Source organism: Sporosarcina limicola, assembly GCF_014873855.1.
Lineage (GTDB): Bacteria > Bacillota > Bacilli > Bacillales_A > Planococcaceae > Sporosarcina > Sporosarcina limicola.
On record NZ_JADBEL010000003.1, the window covers coordinates 16,108 to 33,775 of the forward strand.

Here is a 17,668-nt window from a genome sequence, read left to right on the forward strand (position 1 = left end):
AATCTCCAGTTCTAATCTCTCTCTATTTCTCCTACAGTGTAACAATGCGAAAAAAGGGAGAGATTCTAAATTGTTAATAGATGGAGTGTTTTCTGGAGGAGGATTAAAAGGATTTGCGTTGGTCGGTGCGTATCAAGTGTTGGAGGAACAGGGCTATCGCTTTCAACGAGTTGCCGGAACCAGTGCAGGGGCAATCCTGGCGTGTTTCATAGCTGCTGGCTATTCGAGTAAGGAAATTGAAGAGATGCTGAGTGAGCAGGATTTTCAAGTTCTTCTTGATCCTCGCAAAACAATCCTGCCATTTCCATTTATGAAATGGCTTCATCTTTACTGGAGGCTTGGTCTATACCAAGGTAAAGCCCTAGAAAATTGGTTTTTGGAAAAGTTGGCAGCGAAAGGTGTCTATACATTTTCTGACCTGCCGCAAGGGAAATTGAAGCTCGTTGCCTCAGATTTGACGAATGGAAAGATGATTGTTCTGCCTGATGATTTAGAGAGATATGGACTAGTAGCGGAAAGTTTTCCAATCGCTCGTGCTTTACGTATGAGTTGCGGAATTCCATTTTTCTTTGAACCGGTCCGATTGAAAGTTGGATCAGGTGAGACGATTGTCGTTGATGGCGGGGTATTGAGCAATTTTCCAATATGGATATTTGACAAACCAGATGGAAAAAAAGATCGTCCAGTCCTTGGTTTGAAACTAAGTCGTCGGCAGGAAGAACGTCCAGGCTTTAAGATTAATAATGGATTAAACTTATTCGAAGCACTTTTTACTACAATGAAAAATGCACATGATGAAAAGTACATTTCCCGGAAAAGTGAAAAAGATATTATTTTCATTCCAGTAGATGATTATAGCGCGACACAGTTTGATCTTGACGAAGAAGCAAAAGATTCGTTGATGGAAAAAGGCCGAAGTCGTACTGTTCAATTTCTCAAAACCTGGTGATATAGATTATTCTACATCTTAAATTTCAAACTGAAACAGTAGTAGGCTATAATGAAAAACAGCCATCTAAGACTATGGCTGTTTTTGTGTGTTTGGAACTACTTGGGTTTTTATCTTTATTGAGGGGTATAATGATGCTATACATAATAATGAAATCCATATGGTTTCGCATTTTAATGTGATTTGTAGAAATGAGGGTACTTTTGTTGAAAAATCGTAAAAAACAGCTAATGAATGTCCTGAAAGTATTTTTCCCATTATTATTAATGATCTTGGCGATTTTTGAAATTCAGAGATCCATAAGAGGAATGGACATTAATCTTCTTCGAGTTGAAGTAAGTCAATTGCAACAATGGAAAGTCGTACTTATACTTATATTTTCCTTTTGTGCCATCACACCCATGTTCTTATATGACATCGTATTAATGAGGCTATTGAGAATTCAAATGAAGGCAAGAAAATTAATTCGATATTCCTTTATCGTCAACACGTTTTCAAATATTATCGGTTTTGGTGGTATTGTTGGGTTAATGTTAAGAAATTATTTCTTTTCAAAATATAGAGCAGAAAAATCGGGGATATTAAAAAATATTGCTTCCGTCACGTTATTCTACCTAACAGGAATTTCTCTATTGTCCTGGCTTGTATTGTTTATTTATAGAGATGCTCCTTTGCTTACCGACACGAAATGGTTACTGTTCGCGGTTATAATTGTGTGTTTATATTTGCCGTTATTTTTACTGTTCTATATGCTGCAAAATAGAAAAAATGCTACACCCCTAAACAGCAAGATTGCTGTGAAACTTGTTGGGGTCTCTTTATTCGAGTGGGTCGCTATATTTTTATTCATTTGGTTCTTAACAATCGTGTTGAATATTCCGATTGGGATTGCTGGTTTAATACCTATCTTTTTGATCGCTTCGTGTGCGGGTATCGTTAGTATGATTCCAGGAGGGATTGGCTCATTTGACTTAGTCTTTCTATGGGGTACACAGAGTTTAGAGATACCAGATGAGAAAATACTTGTTCTGCTTTTTATGTATCGAATGGGTTACTTTGTAATTCCTTTCTTATCAGCAACACTCTTTTTCGTACAAGAGTATTTGGGAAGGCGAGAGGGAGTTGAAAAGTAAGTTGTTTTCTGTGGTATAACAAGGAGGCGGGAAGAAATGGTGACAAATGAAGAATTGCATCAGGAAATCTTAATTGATTTAAAAAAATTGTAATTGAGGCACTCGCTGGTGAAAATATAAAAGTTTATTTATTCGGTTCATGGGCACGAAATGAAGAAAGACAAAGCTCTGATATAGATATAGCTGTTGAAGCTTCCGGCTATCTTTCCCCTTTGAAATGGTTGAATTTACAGGACAAGGTGGAATAATCCACCATTCCATACCATGTAGATATCGTTAATTTGAAAGAAGCAAGCTCTGCACTTATTCAAAATGTGAAAAGGGAGGGAATCGTTTGGAAAGACTTCATGAACGCATAAAATCAGCAAAAAAGGTATTGGACGCGTTGGGACAACTGGTTGTATTAGAACAACCAAATGATGTAGAAAGAGATGCATCTATACAACGATTTGAATTCACATTCGAAGCATGTTGGAAAGCTGCGAAACAGTATTTATTTGATGTGGAGGGCATTGATGTTGGATCACCTAAGGGGGTCATTAGAAGCTGTCGCGAAACGAATTTATTCGATGATGAAGAAACGATTCTTGCCTTGCAAATGGCGAATGATAGAAATCTCACAGTACATACGTACAACGAGGAATTAGCTATTAAAATCCATTCAAATATAAAATCATATTTCCCACTATTAGCCAATTGGATTGGAAGAATTGAACGGAAAGTGTAAATCATTACTTCGTGAGGAGATGGAATCTTTATTCATGAATATAAATTGACTTAACACAAGGAGGTATCCTTTATTGATCATTTGGATTAACGGGACGTTTGGTTCAGGTAAAACGACAGCAGCCTATGAGTTACAAAAAAGACTGCAAAATTCCTTTGTATACGATCCGGAACGATTTGGTTATGTGTTTATGGCAAACGTTCCGAAAGAAATTTCAAAAGCTGATTTTCAAGACTATCCATTATGGCGCGAAGCCAATTATGCTTTATTGAAACAAATTACAGAACAATTTGAAGGAACGATTATCGTCCCAATGACGTTGACGGATGAAAACTATTTTGAGGAGATCGTTGGTAGATTAAGAGCAAATGAAGTGGAAGTCAAACACTTTACATTATCAGCCTCAGAAGAGACAGTCCAAAAACGACTTTGGAAACGATTTGAAGGTAAAAAATCGTGGGCTTATAAGCAAATGGAACAACGACTTAGTAGCTTAGCAAAGGAAACGTTCAAAGAACATATTCAGACGGATTCGATGTCTATCGACGAAGTTGTTGAAATGATAGCAAAGCAGGCCGGTGTTAAATTAGAGCGGGACTACCGTTCAAAGTACAGGAAAAGTTACGAACGACTTATTGTGAAAATGAAGGAGATCGGTTGGTTTAAGTAATTTTCATTTGACTAAAAAAAATCAGGCACCGAAACAAAGTTACATGTTTCGGTGCCTGATTTATAGTGTTTATTCACTTATACCTCTTTTGAATTCAAGATAACGAGTACCTTGGAAGGCGAGCATTCCAAAATCGCCTTCAGCAAGCATGCCGTATTCGGATCCTTTCACTCTAAGTTCCATACGATCTCCACTTTCGACTTGAAATGTGACGTAATACGATGTACTTGCCGATGAGTCTCCCCTTCCACCAGAGGTTTTGGTTCTTTTGGTAATGACAGTGGCAGGTACTGTCAGTTGGGGAGAGTCATTATTCGAACTCCATTCACCGATGCCTTTCACAATTGCGAAAATGATGACACCGAAAATAATAATGGCCACTATGCCGATAAAGACAGGAATAATTGTAAACATGGAATCCCCAAAAGGTGAAAACATATGTAAGCCCCCTTATATTTTAATTTAACTCTTAACTTAATATACGTAGGTTGGGTGAAAAAGGTTTCAGAATAGCAAGCATGAAAAACAGAATTCATAATGTCACATGCTTCGGTTTCTTCCAAAACAGTGCAATAATCGTACCGACGGCTAATAAGATTGCGGCAAAATAGTACGGGTAGTTTAAGTTGATGTCAAATAACTCGCCACCGATGATAGGGCCAAAAATGTTACCAATACTTGTGAAGGTTGAATTCATTCCGCCGATGAAACCTTGTTCATTGCCCGCAATTTTAGAGAGATACGATGTAATCGCCGGACGAATTAAATCAAATCCAACAAAAAGGAAGAATGTCGTCAGTAAAATTGTGAAGTATGAGCTCACGAAGGTCATCAATAGGACAAGAATCGCTGATAGAGCTAAGCTGTAGCGAATAAGATTGATTTCGCCTATGCTTTTTGATAAGCGGTCAAACAGCAATAGTTGCGCAAGAGCACCGACAATCCCGCTACCTGTAATGACGATGGCGATATCTTTTGGCGTAAAGCCGAATTTATGGTCAACGAATAAGCTGAAAAATGATTCAAACGCCGCGAGGCCGAACGACAATACGAAAATTAAAATGAACGCAATGGCATACATCGGAACGAAAAGACGACGAAACCCTGTTTTTTGTCCTGGGGTCGGCGCATCTTCAGTCGTACGTTTAGGTTCTGTTAATAGAATAATAGACAGAATTGCAGCAAGTGCTCCGAGTACACCCGCCGAATAGAATGGTACACGTGTGCCAATCTCGGCTAAAAATCCACCAATCCCAGGTCCGATAATAAAACCGGTGCTAATCGCAGCAGACATATAGCCAATTGCCTTTGGTCTAGTGGCGTTCGTTGTAATATCTGCGATAAAGGCTGTCACAGCAGGCATAATAAATGCCGCACTAACCCCACCGAGCATGCGTGAGATAAATAATACTTCAATCGATTCCCCAAAGCCGAATAAAAACTCTGAGAAACCAAATATAAACAGGCCGAGCACAATCATAATTTTGCGACCGTATTTATCCGCCCATCGTCCGGCAAACGGAGAAACGATAAGTTGTGTAATCGCAAATGCCGCCATCATATACCCGACGACCGCACCGGTAATCCCTAGCTCGTTCATAAGCGTAGGCAATACCGGAATAACAAGCCCGATGCCAAGAAAGGCAATAAATAAATTTAGTAGTAAGATGGCTAATGTAACTTTTTGATTCTTCATAAATAGAACTCCTCTAAACTAAAGTTATTATAAAAACACTTCTTTCAACTGGTTCAATAACAAGTACATGCAGAAACACATAATGGAAATCGATAAAAGATTAAGTATCAAAAAATTATTCGCATCCCAAATCGCCAACTATTTACGGATAGTTTAATGGTAAGGCATTACAGAGGAATTAGCTATACGTGGATACAAAAAAACAGTCACCAGCTCAATTTGTGTAGACATTTTCCATGAAACACAGTGCTTTATAACGCATTATTATATATTTTTATATCAAAAAAACACCATCTGGTAAAAGATGATGTAGGTTCGATAAACATTTTAAGTGATTGTGGTATTTAGTAAAAATGACAATCGTCATTCGACGAGTATATCTGCTTTTCGCAATGCGTCTTCTGCATTGATTATTTGCTGTTCATTGTCTGCCATTACGGTATGAAGATGAATACCAGCATCCGTTAATTTTAGTAGAAAGACGCCGTTTACTTGGCTCACTTTTTCGATGAATTCTTTTACATCGTTCCGATTGGAAACCATGATAGAGGCGGTAAGGTCACCATAAACAGGATGTTCGATTTTGACATCCTTCACGGTGACTCCATTGTCAACGAAAATGTTAAGCTCTAGTTCAGTTTGTTCCGGAGCATGACGGCAGACGATGGTTTTTTCACATCTCTCTGGTGCTAGTTGGGCATGCATATACACATAACCCTGGCTCGTAGCCATAATGGGTTGATTTCTAGCTTTCAATAATGTTATATCCCCGACAATAACTTGTCGACTTACATTTGTCATTTCCCCAAGTTCCCGACCAGGAATGGGTCTACTCGCTGTTCGCAAGGTCTCGACAATGAGTTGCCTACGTTCTTCTCCGAGCATTTTTTCGTTTTCAGTCATAGTTTATACCCTCCCACAGACACTTATTTTATCACACTTAACGTATGGACTTGCTGTGCGATTTGTATGAGGTGGTCGGCTAGCAGTTGGACGCCCTCCATCGTCGTACTTTGCCCAAAAGAAATTCGGATGAATTCCCTTGCTTTTTGCGGATCTACTTGCAAAGCGAGCATTGCTTTTGACGCATGTTGCTGTCCAACCTGACAAGCACTGCCGGTTGAAATTGCAAAACCATACCGATTTAACTTTAGCATAACAAGCTGACCTTCCACATTTTTCACGCCAATCCCGATGATTTGTGAAAGTTGGCTAGCCGGTTCATGGGCTTCATAAATCGTGAACAGTTCCTTGAAAGGATTGATTTTATCGAAAAAGGCTTCCCTGAATTTTAGAAAGTCTTGCTTTCTAGACATATTTTCTTCTGCTAGTTTCGCAGCTGTCACAAACGCGGCAATACCGGGAACGTTGACTGTTCCACCTCTGAATCCTGCTTCGTGAACAAAACCTGGAAAGACAGGTACTAGCCTATGCCTAGGATGGATGTATGCGGCACCGACTCCTTTTGGTCCGTAGACTTTGTGGCTTGAAACCGTCAAACTATCTACAATTTTGGTAATCGGTTTAAGATCTAGTTTTCCAAATGATTGAACGCAGTCGCTATGAAGAAGGATAGTGCGTCCTTTCAAGATGTTGGCAATGCGTTCCAAGGGTTGGATAGTGCCGATTTCAGGATTGATATGTTGCACTGACGCCAAAATAGTGTCGTTTTGAATGGCTTTTTCGAATAAAGAAAGATTGACAATTCCATTCCGGTCAAACGGAACAACTGTGATACTGAATCCATCTTGCTTTAAGTATTCCAGCGCAGAATCAACAGAAGGGTGCTCGCCAGCAGTTGTCACTATATGGGTTCCGCGCTGTCGATTTGCTTTTGCGAGCGAAATAATGGAAAGTAGATTGCTTTCAGTACCTCCTGCTGTGAAATAAATTCCTGCTGAAGATACATCAAGAAGTTCTGCAAATTCTTTACGACAATAGGTTAGCATATTTTGTGCTTCGCCTCCGACGTCATGTAAGCTGCTTGTATTTCCATAACAGCGTTCGGAAAGCGTGCTGAAAACGCGTGATGCATCAGGGTGGAGTGGCGTTGTTGCTGCATAGTCAAAATAAATCACAAATAATTCCTCCAATATAAATAGTAGTTTCATCTTGTCATAGATCACATAATGTGTAAAGATAGATGTCAAGACACTATCGCGTAAGGAGGATAATTGTGAAAGCATACAATTGCATTATTGTTGGCAGCGGAATTGCCGCAATGCAGCTTGCTACCCATCTCAATTCAATGTTCAATGTCCTGATAATTACAAAGAGTACGAAGCAATCAACGAATTCGTACCGGGCCCAAGGTGGTATTGCGGCGTCGGTCGGAAAAGGGGATTCGGCTTCTTTTCATTATGAAGATACGATTTTGGCAGGATGTGGCTTTCAAAATAATAAGGAAGTGCATGAGCTCGTCGAGAATGGACCTGAACTCATTGTGGAGTTAAAAAAGCGTGGTCTTCACTTTGATGAAGATGAAAATGGTCAACTTGCATTAGGAATGGAAGGTGCACATGGCCGGAAACGGATTGTCCATTGTGGTGGCGATGCAACAGGGAAACACATAATGGAGCATCTATTTAGTACACTCCGCTTAGGCATTTATATGTTAGAAAATCGCTTTGTTTACGAGCTTATCATGCACCCTATCACAGGAAAATGCATGGGCGTCAAAGTGAAAGATGAATATGGCAACAATGAAACCTATTTCGCGAACACGATTATCCTTGCGGTAGGTGGAATCGGGGGGCTCTTTTCCTTCACTTCGAACGATCCATCTATCACGGGGGATGGCATCGCTTTAGCCTACCGAGCGGGTGCTGAAATTATTGATATGGAATTCATCCAATTTCATCCAACGCTATTATATATAAACGGCAAGACGGCAGGATTGGTTTCGGAAGCGGTGAGGGGTGAAGGCGCACGGTTGGTAGATAAATTCGGAACTTTACTAATGGAAGGGAAGCATCCGCTCGGAGACTTAGCGCCACGCCATATCGTTGCAAAAGAAATTTTCGAACGACGGGCAACAGGTAAAGACGTTTATTTGGACATTTCAATGATCGCTAGTTTCGAAGAAAAATTCCCGACGATTACAGCTTTATGTCAAGCAAATAACATATCGATAAAGGAGGGGAAAATCCCGGTTGCACCGGGCTGTCATTTTTTAATGGGGGGCATCGTTGTCGATCAGGTGGGAAAGACGTCTATCGACGGACTGTATGCAATCGGTGAAACGGCCTCGACGGGTGTTCATGGTGCGAATCGACTTGCGAGCAATTCGTTGTTGGAAGGGCTTCATTATGGCAAGAAACTAGCGAATCATTTGAATGGGCAACGTATTGGGGAATGTGAGCAACCCGTTTTGGAGGAGCCATTTAATTTTCCAATCGTGAAAAGTCGAAGTTTGCCTGAAAAAGAAACGCTAAGACAAAAGATGATGGCGTATGCGGGAATTATTCGCACACGTTCAGAACTTGAACATCTTGAAATATGGTTGAATGACTATGATTATGGAGATTTTGTGGATCTGCCGCTGGACAACTGGTGTATTGAGGACATACAACGGCTGTTCATGTTGGAAACGGCAAAACTAATTACAACTGCTGCACTGTTGCGAGAAGAAAGTAGGGGGGCGCATAACAGAGCCGATTTTCCCAATGAAGACATGCGGTGGGGACAATTGCATATTGTTCAATCAAAAAAAGAACTTGGAATGAGGGAAACAATAGATGAACACCATCAAATTGAAATCCATGCTTGAGCAATTTTATATAGAAGACATCGGGGACGGTGATTTATCGAGCGATTATTTATTCCCTGAAGAGGTAAGTGGTGAGTTGAACATCATCGCAAAAATGGACGGTATTTTTTGTGGGAAGAAAGTGATTGAAGAAGGGGTACGTGTCGTCGATCACACGCTCTCCGTTAACTGCTTTATAGAAGACGGTGGAAGACTTGAAAAAGGAACAGTGATCGCAAAAGCATCGGGTTCTGTACGAAGTCTCTTGAAAAGCGAACGCGTCATTTTAAACTTAATACAACGGATGAGCGCCATCGCGACGGAGACAAACCATGTCGTGCAAAAGATTGAAGGGACAGTAACTAAAATATGTGACACGAGAAAAACGGTGCCTGGGCTACGTATGCTGGATAAGTATGCTGTCCGTACAGGCGGTGGTTATAATCATCGGAATGGATTGTATGACGCGGTCATGTTAAAAGACAACCACATCGCTTTCGCGGGATCCTTATCGAAAGCGGTTGAAACAGTAAAAGCAGCGCTGGGCCATACAGTAAAAATCGAAGTAGAAATTGAAACGTTCGAGCAATTAACAGAAGCAATAGCGACTAAGGCTGATATCATCATGTTCGATAATTGCACACCTGAAACTATCAAGCGGTGGATAAAAACCGTACCCGACACATTCATTACAGAGGCATCTGGTATGATTACGAAAGAAAATATCCGGGCATATGCGGAAACCGGAGTGAACTATATTTCATTAGGTTATTTGACACACTCCGTAAAAGCATTGGACATTAGCGCGAACGTATCAGTTAGCATTACATAATGGAGGAATCGACATGTCAATCTTAGAATACTTCGAAGAGAAAAAAAGCGGTACCTTACCCGATTCATATCGAAATTTAACACGTGAACAAATGGAAAGTCGTATTTTGGAAATTAAACAACGCCTCGGTGAGAAGCTCTTCATTCCGGGTCATCATTATCAAAAAAACGAAGTAATCCAATTCGCAGATGTATCAGGGGATTCACTGCAACTTGCTCAACTGTGTGCGGACAATGAAAAGGCAGAGCATATCGTTTTTTGCGGTGTCCATTTCATGGCGGAAACGGCGGATATATTGACGAGCGATAACCAGAAAGTCTATTTACCCGATATGCGAGCGGGTTGCTCAATGGCGGACATGGCGGATATCTTCCAGACAGACCGAGCATGGGATGCATTGGTGGAGCAGTTTGGAGAAACGATTGTACCCCTCACATATGTGAACTCGACTGCTGCCATTAAGGCTTTTGTCGGAAAAAATGGGGGAGCGACAGTGACATCGTCAAACGCTCATGCGATGGTGAAATGGGCATTCGCACAAAAGGAACGCATTCTCTTCTTGCCAGATCAACATTTAGGTAGGAATACGGCATTCGATATTGGCATTCCACTGGAGCAAATGGCAATTTGGGACCCAATTAACGACAAACTTGACTATGAAGGAAATCCCGAGGATATCCTTGTTATTTTGTGGAAAGGCCATTGTTCTGTTCATGAAAATTTCACTGTTAAAAACACAGCGGATGTCCGTGAACAATATCCCGCTATGCGAATCATCGTTCATCCTGAGTGCTCCAGGGAAGTTGTTTCAATGGCGGATGACAGTGGTTCTACAAAATATATTATTGATGCAATTGAAAACGCAGTGTCTGGTAGCCAGTGGGCAATTGGAACTGAAATGAATCTTGTCAACCGGCTTATCCAAAGTCATCCTGACAAACAGATTATTTCACTTAATCCAAGTATGTGCCCCTGTTTAACAATGAACCGAATCGATCTGCCGCATTTGCTTTGGAGTTTAGAAAGTATAGAGGGTGGCGAAGAAGTGAATGTCATCAAAGTCGATAAAGAAACGTCAAAAGATGCGGTCAAGGCGTTAGAGCGGATGTTAGAGCGGGCATGATCAACTGAAATAAGCCGTCTTACCAATAAGTGGTTTGTCGGCTCTTTTTGTGTGTTTATGGTTTTATTAATAGATGATTTATTATTCGTAACTATTTGCATTCTCAATTCATTGATAAAGAGGTTACATCTTACCGGTGAATACATTATAATTTGAAGTGGACAATTTCGTTTTACAGACTTTTTTTAAGGAGAGGTTAAATGATGAAAGTAATGAATTTAAGCAAGATCACGTTATCACTTTGTATGATTTCAGCGATGCTGTTACTTGCAGCTTGTGGAAATAAAGAAAAAGCAACAACTGTTTGGGATAAAGTTTCAGAAGCCGGAGAAATCATTGTTGCGACATCAGGAACACTTTACCCAGCATCTTATCATGATAGCGCTACAAAGGAATTAACGGGTTACGAGGTTGAAATTATTAAAGAAGTCGGCAAGCGAATGGATGTAAAGATTGAATTTAAGGAAATGGGCTTGGACGGCATGTTAACTTCTTTGAATAGTGGACAAGTGGACCTCGCAGTGAATGATATTGAAATAACGAAAGAACGTCTAGAGAAATTCACTTTTTCGGAACCCTATAAATATTCATACGGTACAGCAATCGTGCGTAAATCGGATCATTCAGGAATCGAATCACTTGAAGACTTGAAAGGGAAAAAGGCAGCAGGTGCTGCGACTTCCGTTTATATGCAGGTTGGGCGTGACCATGGTGTAGAAGAAGTCATTTATGATAATGTCACGAATGATGTATATTTACGCGATGTAGATTTGGGACGTACAGATGTTATTTTAAACGATTATTATTTGCAAAAATTAGCGCTTGCAGCATTCCCAGAGTTTGAAATAATGATTCATCCGGATATTAAGTATCATCCAAATGTACAAGCAATCATCATGAAGAAAGACAATGATGAACTGTTGAAGCAAATAAATACCGTATTAGCTACTATGCATGCGGATGGTACAATCTCTGAATTATCGAAGAAATTTTTCAGTGGGGAAGATGTGTCGATTGAGCAAGAATTGAATTTTAAGTAAAGTGAAAGGCGGGTCGAATTGTGAGTGGAATTGAATGGAAACATATTTTTGACTTACCGCTTGCCATCGATTCTCTTCCTTATATTTTACAAGGAATTGGTTATACAATTCTTATTTCCTTTGGGGGTATGGTATGCGGGCTAGTGTTGGGGTTCGTCTTAGCGCTTGGAAGGGGTTCAAAAAGAATCATTTTTAGATGGCCTGCACGTCTTTTTATTTCGTATATGCGTGGAACTCCGATGTTAGTGTTTCTATTCCTGTTATATTTTGGGCTGCCCAATATCGGAATCCAATTTTCCGCAGTCATAGCCGCCCTAATCGGTTTTAGTCTTCATTCATCCGCTTATATGGCTGAAATTATTCGTTCTGCACTGAACTCGGTTGACAAAGGACAATGGGAAGCGGCGACAGCTCTAGGATTGTCGAATTGGCAAACGATGTTTTCTGTCATCATGCCACAAGCGACTCGAATTGCTATCCCGCCTTTATCAAATGTGTTGCTAGATCTTATCAAGGCATCGTCCTTAGCGGCAATGATTACGGTGCCAGATCTTTTTCATCATGCGAAAGTTGTTGGAGGTAGAGAGTTTGACTATATGACAGTCTATATTGTTGTTGGCCTTATCTACTGGGCAATATGCTTAGTTGTAGAGGTATGGCAAAATTACCTCGAGAAACGCTTCGCTTATATAAAGTGATGAATGAAAGAGTGTGGCTAAGGAATAACAATGAATGAAATCATTTTTAAAAGTCAAAGTCAAAAATTTGGTTTAAAAAATACAGTACGATATGATATGATGGAAGAAAATACAGTATTTAAGGAGCAAGAGAAATGTTAAAAGATCTGTTTATCGGTTTATCCCAAAATCAGCTGTTGAATAGTGCAGCGAAAAAGTATGGTTTGAAATTAGGCGCACAAAATGTCGTCGCAGGTACAAACGTGGCAGAAACAATGCAAAGTATCAAAGAGCTTAACGCGTTTGGTATTTCCTGTACGGTAGATAACCTAGGGGAATTCGTCTTTAAAAAAGAAGAGGCAACTGCAGCGAAAGAACAAATTCTTGAAGTGGTCGAAGCGATTCACGAACATGGAGTTGACGCTCATATTTCCTTGAAACCATCTCAACTCGGTTTGGATATCGACTATCAATTTTGTTTGGAAAATTTAAAAGAAATCATTGCGAAAGCAGCTAATTATGACATTTTCATCAACTTTGATATGGAGGATCACGGCCACCTACAACCGTCATTCGATATGCTAGACGAGCTTTCTAAGGACTATAACAATATAGGAACGGTTATCCAGGCTTATTTCTTCCGTGCAGAAGATGATATTCAAAAATATGCAAATTATCGTTTACGCATTGTAAAAGGTGCTTATAAAGAGACTGAGGAATATGCATATCAAGATAAAAAAGATATAGACAAGAATTATATTGAATTAATCGAATGGCATTTGTTGAATGGTAAATTTACATCGATTGCAACGCATGATCATAATGTCATCAACCATGTGAAACAATTCGTTAAAGAAAATAACATTCCGAATGAAAAATTCGAATTCCAAATGCTTTATGGATTCCGGAAAGACATGCAATTGCAATTGGCGAAAGAAGGCTATAACTTCTGTACATACGTACCGTTTGGAAATGACTGGTACGGTTATTTCATGCGTCGTCTTGCAGAAAGACCACAGAACTTGAATCTTGTCGTTAAACAAGTATTCAATAAGAAAACGAATACACTAATCGGCTTAGCTGCCGGTGCGTTTCTTCTTGGTAGAGTAACTAAGAAGAAATAACAATAAAAGACATGTTTTCAAATAAATTTACCTAACGATACTATATATAACACCCTTTAGGCTGCCTTTTCCATAATATAGTGGAGAGAGGTAGCCTAATTTTACTTGAATCCGATCTCTATAATAAAAGGTTAGATACTCTTCAATTTTAACTTCATCCAGCAGAAGTCTCCCACTTCAATAAGTGGTGAGATGAATGCAAATGTCTAAACACTTCGGAGGGGGTTCAAAACCCTGCTGAATACCGCAGAACTCTGGCTAATATTGCCGAAGCGGTCTACGACATGTAGTCCTATTCGTCCTGCGAACAAAGAGGGATGAAGTTCAATCCATCTCCCTTGAATAACCAACATTCTGTTGGCCGAAACTTCCGGCGTAGACATACGATTTTGAAAGAAGCCAATTGAACATGCTTTGGTTATGCAAGTATGGATTGAATTATTCACATCCCCGAAAGAAATCATTCCCTTAATAAAAGACGTCTTAGCTTTTGATGATAGTGTATGAAAGTACTGGTGCTTGGAGTGTTTAGTGAAAAAACTACTGGCAAAATTATCGATGCTGTTAAATAGAAGATTTAGCAAGACTTGCAGAACACTCTAGTTCAGCCGAGAAATTGGAAGAACTAGCTTGAACTGCAGCAAAAATTTTACGAACAATAAAGTGAGTGGTTATTTTAGACTTGGGGGATAAGCCCCTAGTTCTTTAATTCAGCTCACTCTTTTGCGTTCAAGTAGATACTCATTTTTTCTGGGTAGTCTGTAAAAATAGCCTGAGCCCCCGCTGCTTTTAACGCTTCAAGGTATTCTACTCTATTGACAGTGAATACTCGGACCGCAAAACCTTCTGTGATTACTTGGCTTATTGTTAGACGGAGAGCTGCGGGTAATGTGAGATGCAGAGCGTCAGCGGGAATGTCACGCACATAATTGAGTGGATCCACTAATACCTCCATAAATAATGCAGCGGTCTCTAAGTGTGGTGCAATCTGTTTCACTTTGCGTATCGCCCCGTGATCGAACGAAGATAATACGACGCGTTTATCAAGTTTCATCGTACCAACAAGCGCCACAACTTTCTCCACCATCCCGTCGTACGGGAAAATATCGGATTTAAGTTCGATGTTTATATGGTGGGAAGTTTGAGCGAAAACTACAAAAACCTCCTGTAACGTTGGAATGCCTTCACCTTCGAATTCCACTGAAAACCATGCTCCATAATCAAACGTTTTTAACTCTTCAAGGGTCATATCTTTCACTAATCCGCTACCATTTGATGTCCTATCGATTGATTCATCATGAATGACAATAAGCTCACCGTCTTTCGTCATATGGACGTCGAACTCGACACCATATATGGGTAGTCTAGCGGCTTCCTTAAAAGCAGACAATGTATTTTCTGGGTGCGTTCCAGATGAACCGCGATGCGCATAAATATCCATATGTAAACCTCCTAATTAGTTGTTCCTCATCTTTATAATAACATGTGGTTTTTAATAGACATAAGTTAGTCATGGGAAGTGATAAAATTATATACATTAGAAATCCCCGATTCATTAATTAATTGTCTGGAAATAGGGTGTAATAACAAAAGTAAGCTGGAAAAATTCAAGGTCATGATCTCACTTATGTCTATAGTCACGGGTCTTTGGCCGCTGATTTAACAAGAGAATTATATAGTATTAAAAAAGTCTCTCCACCATCATTTCTGACAGTAGAGAGACTTCATATTCTTGCAATCTTTTAGTGGGGTGCGGAGATTTTTTTTGTGTAAAAAGTCAAATGAAAGTGTTTAAATCAAAATATGTTGCTGTTCATCTGACCATTTTTAAAAGGCGTGTTATTATACGAACCACCCTATTAATTGATAGACACACCGCCACCGGCTGCACCTGTTAAGGTCATTGCTAAAGAAAGACCGGCTGTAATTGCTACAGAAAATACAAGCAACAAACGTTGTCCCGCGGTTACCGGTATTGATAAACCACTTGTTATGCCACTGGTGTTTACACCAACCCCTATTATACCTGTTAGGCCAGGCGATAGATTTACTGAAGCGCCTGAAATTGGACTGAAGGTGTTGCTGTTTTGTGATGCTACATATAATTGTGCATTAACTGTGGCAGTTGAACCGATAAGGCTCAGGCCTAGTGTGGTTGTAAAGAATCCGGCTACTGAGGTTATGACTCCATCACGTGGAACCGTAAAAGCGTAATTGAGTAGCCCGTTAAGGTTAATAGTGCCACCACTAATACTGACACCTGGTACAGCACTTCCAAATCCTACAAGACTTGTAGTTCCAAGTAATCCACTTAAAACAGTTGTTAATACAACCGAGGTAACACCAGAACCGTATGGAATTATGGCGCTAGCCCCAGTTGCGCCAGTTGGCCCAGTCGCACCAGTCGCACCAGTCACACCAGTCGCACCAGTCGCACCAGTCGGTCCGGTTGCACCATTAGTACCAGTTGCTCCAGTCTCGCCAGTTGGTCCGGTTGCACCATCAGCCCCGGTTGCACCAGTCGTGCCAGTTGGTCCGGTTGCACCATCAGCCCCGGTTGCACCAGTCGTGCCAGTTGGTCCGGTTGCACCATCAGCCCCAGTCGCGCCAGTCGCTCCAGTTGGTCCGGTTGCACCATCAGCACCAGTTGCTCCAGTCGAGCCAGTTGGTCCGGTTGCACCAATTGCCCCAGTTGCCCCAGTCGCGCCAGTTGGTCCGGTTGCACCAGTTGGTCCGGTTGTACCATCAGCCCCGGTTGCACCAGTCGCGCCAGTTGGTCCGGTTGCACCATCAGCACCAGTTACTCCAGTCGCTCCAGTCGTTCCTGTTGCTCCGGTTGCACCATCAGCACCAGTTACTCCAGTCGCTCCAGTCGCTCCAGTTGGTCCGGTTGCACCAATTGCCCCAGTTGCACCAGTTGCTCCAGTTGGTCCAGTTGCACCATCAGCCCCAGTCACACCAGTCGCACCAGTCGGTCCGGTTGCACCATTAGTACCAGTTGCTCCAGTCGCGCCAGTTGGTCCGGTTGCACCATCAGCACCAGTTGCGCCAGTCGCTCCAGTTGGTCCGGTTGCACCATCAGCACCAGTTGGTCCAGTCGCGCCAGTTGGTCCGGTTGCACCAGTTGCTCCAGTTGCCCCAGTCGCGCCGGTCGGTCCGGTTGTACCATCAGCACCAGTTGGTCCAGTCGCGCCAGTTGGTCCGGTTGCACCATCAGCACCAGTTGGTCCAGTCGCGCCGGTCGGTCCAGTTGCACCAGTCGGTCCTGTTGCACCATCAGCACCAGTTGGTCCAGTCGCGCCGGTCGGTCCAGTTGCACCAGTCGGTCCTGTTGCACCATTAGTACCAGTTTCCCCAGTCGTGCCAGTTGGTCCGGTTGCACCATCAGCACCAGTTACTCCAGTTACTCCAGTTACACCATTAGCACCTGTAGGTCCAGTCGCGCCAGTCGTCCCATTAGCCCCGGTATTACCTCTAGGCCCAGTTGGCCCCGTCACACCATTAGCCCCGGTCGCACCTGTAGAACCAGTCGGTCCGGTCGTCCCATTAGCTCCGGTTGCACCTGTAGGTCCCGTCGCGCCAGTTGTCCCATTAGCCCCAGTATTACCTCTAGGCCCAGTTGGTCCCGTCGCACCTGTAGAACCAGTCGGTCCGGTCGTCCCATTAGCTCCGGTTGCACCTGTAGGTCCAGTCGCGCCAGTCGTCCCATTAGCCCCGGTATTACCTCTAGGCCCAGTTGGTCCGGTCGCACCATTAGCTCCGGTTGCACCTGTAGGCCCAGTCACGCCAGTCGGTCCAGTCGCTCCTGGACATCCTCTAGGACCTCTTTTACAACAGCAATTGTTCTCGTTACATCTTGAAGATCTCATATAATTGTAAAAGTCCATTATTTTTCACCTCCTGTCCCTAACATACTATTCAGGAAAAGTAGTTAGATAAGGGACAAGAA

Annotated in this window: 17 protein-coding genes; 11 read left to right on the top strand and 6 right to left on the bottom strand. The window is 41.7% G+C overall.

What is annotated here, in order from left to right:
- Positions 1–70: 70 nt before the first annotated feature.
- The 5 genes from H4683_RS03655 to H4683_RS03675 all read left to right on the top strand — a co-directional run bounded on the left by H4683_RS03655 (position 71) and on the right by H4683_RS03675 (position 3,479).
- On the top strand, positions 71–949 hold the full coding sequence (locus tag H4683_RS03655; RefSeq protein ID WP_192597486.1) for a patatin-like phospholipase family protein: 879 nt from the start codon (positions 71–73) through the stop codon (positions 947–949).
- A 206-nt stretch (positions 950–1,155) separates the two neighbouring features.
- A complete protein-coding gene (locus H4683_RS03660) occupies positions 1,156–2,082 on the top strand; it encodes a lysylphosphatidylglycerol synthase domain-containing protein (RefSeq protein WP_192597487.1) in 927 nt (308 codons plus the stop codon).
- 92 nt (positions 2,083–2,174) lie between these two features.
- Positions 2,175–2,330, top strand: a complete 156-nt coding sequence (locus H4683_RS22295; protein ID WP_420826538.1) for a nucleotidyltransferase family protein — start codon at positions 2,175–2,177, stop codon at positions 2,328–2,330.
- An 86-nt stretch (positions 2,331–2,416) separates the two neighbouring features.
- Positions 2,417–2,809, top strand: coding sequence for an HI0074 family nucleotidyltransferase substrate-binding subunit (locus H4683_RS03670; RefSeq protein WP_192597488.1), 393 nt, complete (start codon positions 2,417–2,419; stop codon positions 2,807–2,809).
- 73 nt (positions 2,810–2,882) lie between these two features.
- Complete coding sequence (locus H4683_RS03675) at positions 2,883–3,479, top strand: AAA family ATPase (RefSeq protein WP_192597489.1); 597 nt, start codon at positions 2,883–2,885, stop codon at positions 3,477–3,479.
- Positions 3,480–3,548: 69 nt separating this feature from the next.
- On the opposite strand, the gene H4683_RS03680 is transcribed toward H4683_RS03675, so the two are convergent.
- From H4683_RS03680 to H4683_RS03695, 4 genes are all read right to left on the bottom strand, one after another.
- A complete protein-coding gene (locus H4683_RS03680; protein ID WP_192597490.1) occupies positions 3,549–3,917 on the bottom strand; it encodes a DUF2500 domain-containing protein in 369 nt (122 codons plus the stop codon).
- Positions 3,918–4,011: 94 nt separating this feature from the next.
- A complete protein-coding gene (gene norA / locus H4683_RS03685) occupies positions 4,012–5,175 on the bottom strand; it encodes a multidrug efflux MFS transporter NorA (RefSeq protein ID WP_192597491.1) in 1,164 nt (387 codons plus the stop codon).
- A gap of 363 nt (positions 5,176–5,538) precedes the next feature.
- Positions 5,539–6,078: a transcription repressor NadR gene (locus H4683_RS03690; protein WP_192597492.1), complete on the bottom strand. Its 540-nt coding sequence runs from the start codon at positions 6,076–6,078 to the stop codon at positions 5,539–5,541.
- Between the two features lie 23 nt (positions 6,079–6,101).
- The gene (locus tag H4683_RS03695; RefSeq protein WP_192597493.1) at positions 6,102–7,253 is read right to left on the bottom strand and encodes an IscS subfamily cysteine desulfurase; all 1,152 of its coding nucleotides are present in this window, start codon (positions 7,251–7,253) and stop codon (positions 6,102–6,104) included.
- Between the two features lie 98 nt (positions 7,254–7,351).
- Here H4683_RS03695 and nadB point away from each other — a divergent pair, with 98 nt between their 5' ends.
- The 6 genes from nadB (at position 7,352) to H4683_RS03725 (ending at position 13,719) form a co-directional block, all read left to right on the top strand.
- Positions 7,352–8,944: an L-aspartate oxidase gene (nadB, locus tag H4683_RS03700; RefSeq protein ID WP_338062383.1), complete on the top strand. Its 1,593-nt coding sequence runs from the start codon at positions 7,352–7,354 to the stop codon at positions 8,942–8,944.
- Positions 8,913–9,755 (top strand): carboxylating nicotinate-nucleotide diphosphorylase, encoded by an 843-nt coding sequence (nadC, locus tag H4683_RS03705; protein ID WP_192597495.1) that lies wholly within the window; start codon positions 8,913–8,915, stop codon positions 9,753–9,755. The genes nadB and nadC overlap by 32 nt, the downstream gene beginning before the upstream one ends.
- Positions 9,756–9,768: 13 nt before the next feature.
- Positions 9,769–10,878 (top strand): quinolinate synthase NadA, encoded by a 1,110-nt coding sequence (gene nadA / locus H4683_RS03710; RefSeq protein WP_192597496.1) that lies wholly within the window; start codon positions 9,769–9,771, stop codon positions 10,876–10,878.
- A gap of 203 nt (positions 10,879–11,081) precedes the next feature.
- Positions 11,082–11,918 carry a transporter substrate-binding domain-containing protein gene (locus H4683_RS03715; protein WP_192597713.1) on the top strand — a complete coding sequence of 279 codons (837 nt, stop codon included), beginning with the start codon at positions 11,082–11,084 and terminating at the stop codon, positions 11,916–11,918.
- 17 nt (positions 11,919–11,935) lie between these two features.
- A complete protein-coding gene (locus H4683_RS03720; RefSeq protein WP_338062388.1) occupies positions 11,936–12,616 on the top strand; it encodes an amino acid ABC transporter permease in 681 nt (226 codons plus the stop codon).
- Positions 12,617–12,750: 134 nt separating this feature from the next.
- Positions 12,751–13,719: a proline dehydrogenase family protein gene (locus tag H4683_RS03725; RefSeq protein ID WP_192597498.1), complete on the top strand. Its 969-nt coding sequence runs from the start codon at positions 12,751–12,753 to the stop codon at positions 13,717–13,719.
- Positions 13,720–14,434: 715 nt separating this feature from the next.
- Here H4683_RS03725 and H4683_RS03730 read toward each other — a convergent pair.
- Together H4683_RS03730 and H4683_RS03735 are read right to left on the bottom strand one after the other, a co-directional pair.
- Positions 14,435–15,160 (bottom strand): glycerophosphodiester phosphodiesterase, encoded by a 726-nt coding sequence (locus H4683_RS03730; RefSeq protein ID WP_192597499.1) that lies wholly within the window; start codon positions 15,158–15,160, stop codon positions 14,435–14,437.
- 418 nt (positions 15,161–15,578) lie between these two features.
- On the bottom strand, positions 15,579–17,606 hold the full coding sequence (locus H4683_RS03735) for an exosporium glycoprotein BclB-related protein (protein WP_192597500.1): 2,028 nt from the start codon (positions 17,604–17,606) through the stop codon (positions 15,579–15,581).
- Between the last annotated feature and the right edge of the window lie 62 nt (positions 17,607–17,668).

Coding starts and splice junctions, on each gene's coding strand:
- H4683_RS03680 (WP_192597490.1), bottom strand. CDS start 3,917: ATGTTTTCACCTTTTGGGGATTCCATGTTTACAATTATTCCTGTCTTT.
- norA (WP_192597491.1), bottom strand. CDS start 5,175: ATGAAGAATCAAAAAGTTACATTAGCCATCTTACTACTAAATTTATTT.
- H4683_RS03690 (WP_192597492.1), bottom strand. CDS start 6,078: ATGACTGAAAACGAAAAAATGCTCGGAGAAGAACGTAGGCAACTCATT.
- nadC (WP_192597495.1), top strand. CDS start 8,913: ATGAACACCATCAAATTGAAATCCATGCTTGAGCAATTTTATATAGAA.
- nadA (WP_192597496.1), top strand. CDS start 9,769: ATGTCAATCTTAGAATACTTCGAAGAGAAAAAAAGCGGTACCTTACCC.
- H4683_RS03715 (WP_192597713.1), top strand. CDS start 11,082: ATGAAAGTAATGAATTTAAGCAAGATCACGTTATCACTTTGTATGATT.
- H4683_RS03725 (WP_192597498.1), top strand. CDS start 12,751: ATGTTAAAAGATCTGTTTATCGGTTTATCCCAAAATCAGCTGTTGAAT.
- H4683_RS03730 (WP_192597499.1), bottom strand. CDS start 15,160: ATGGATATTTATGCGCATCGCGGTTCATCTGGAACGCACCCAGAAAAT.
- H4683_RS03735 (WP_192597500.1), bottom strand. CDS start 17,606: ATGGACTTTTACAATTATATGAGATCTTCAAGATGTAACGAGAACAAT.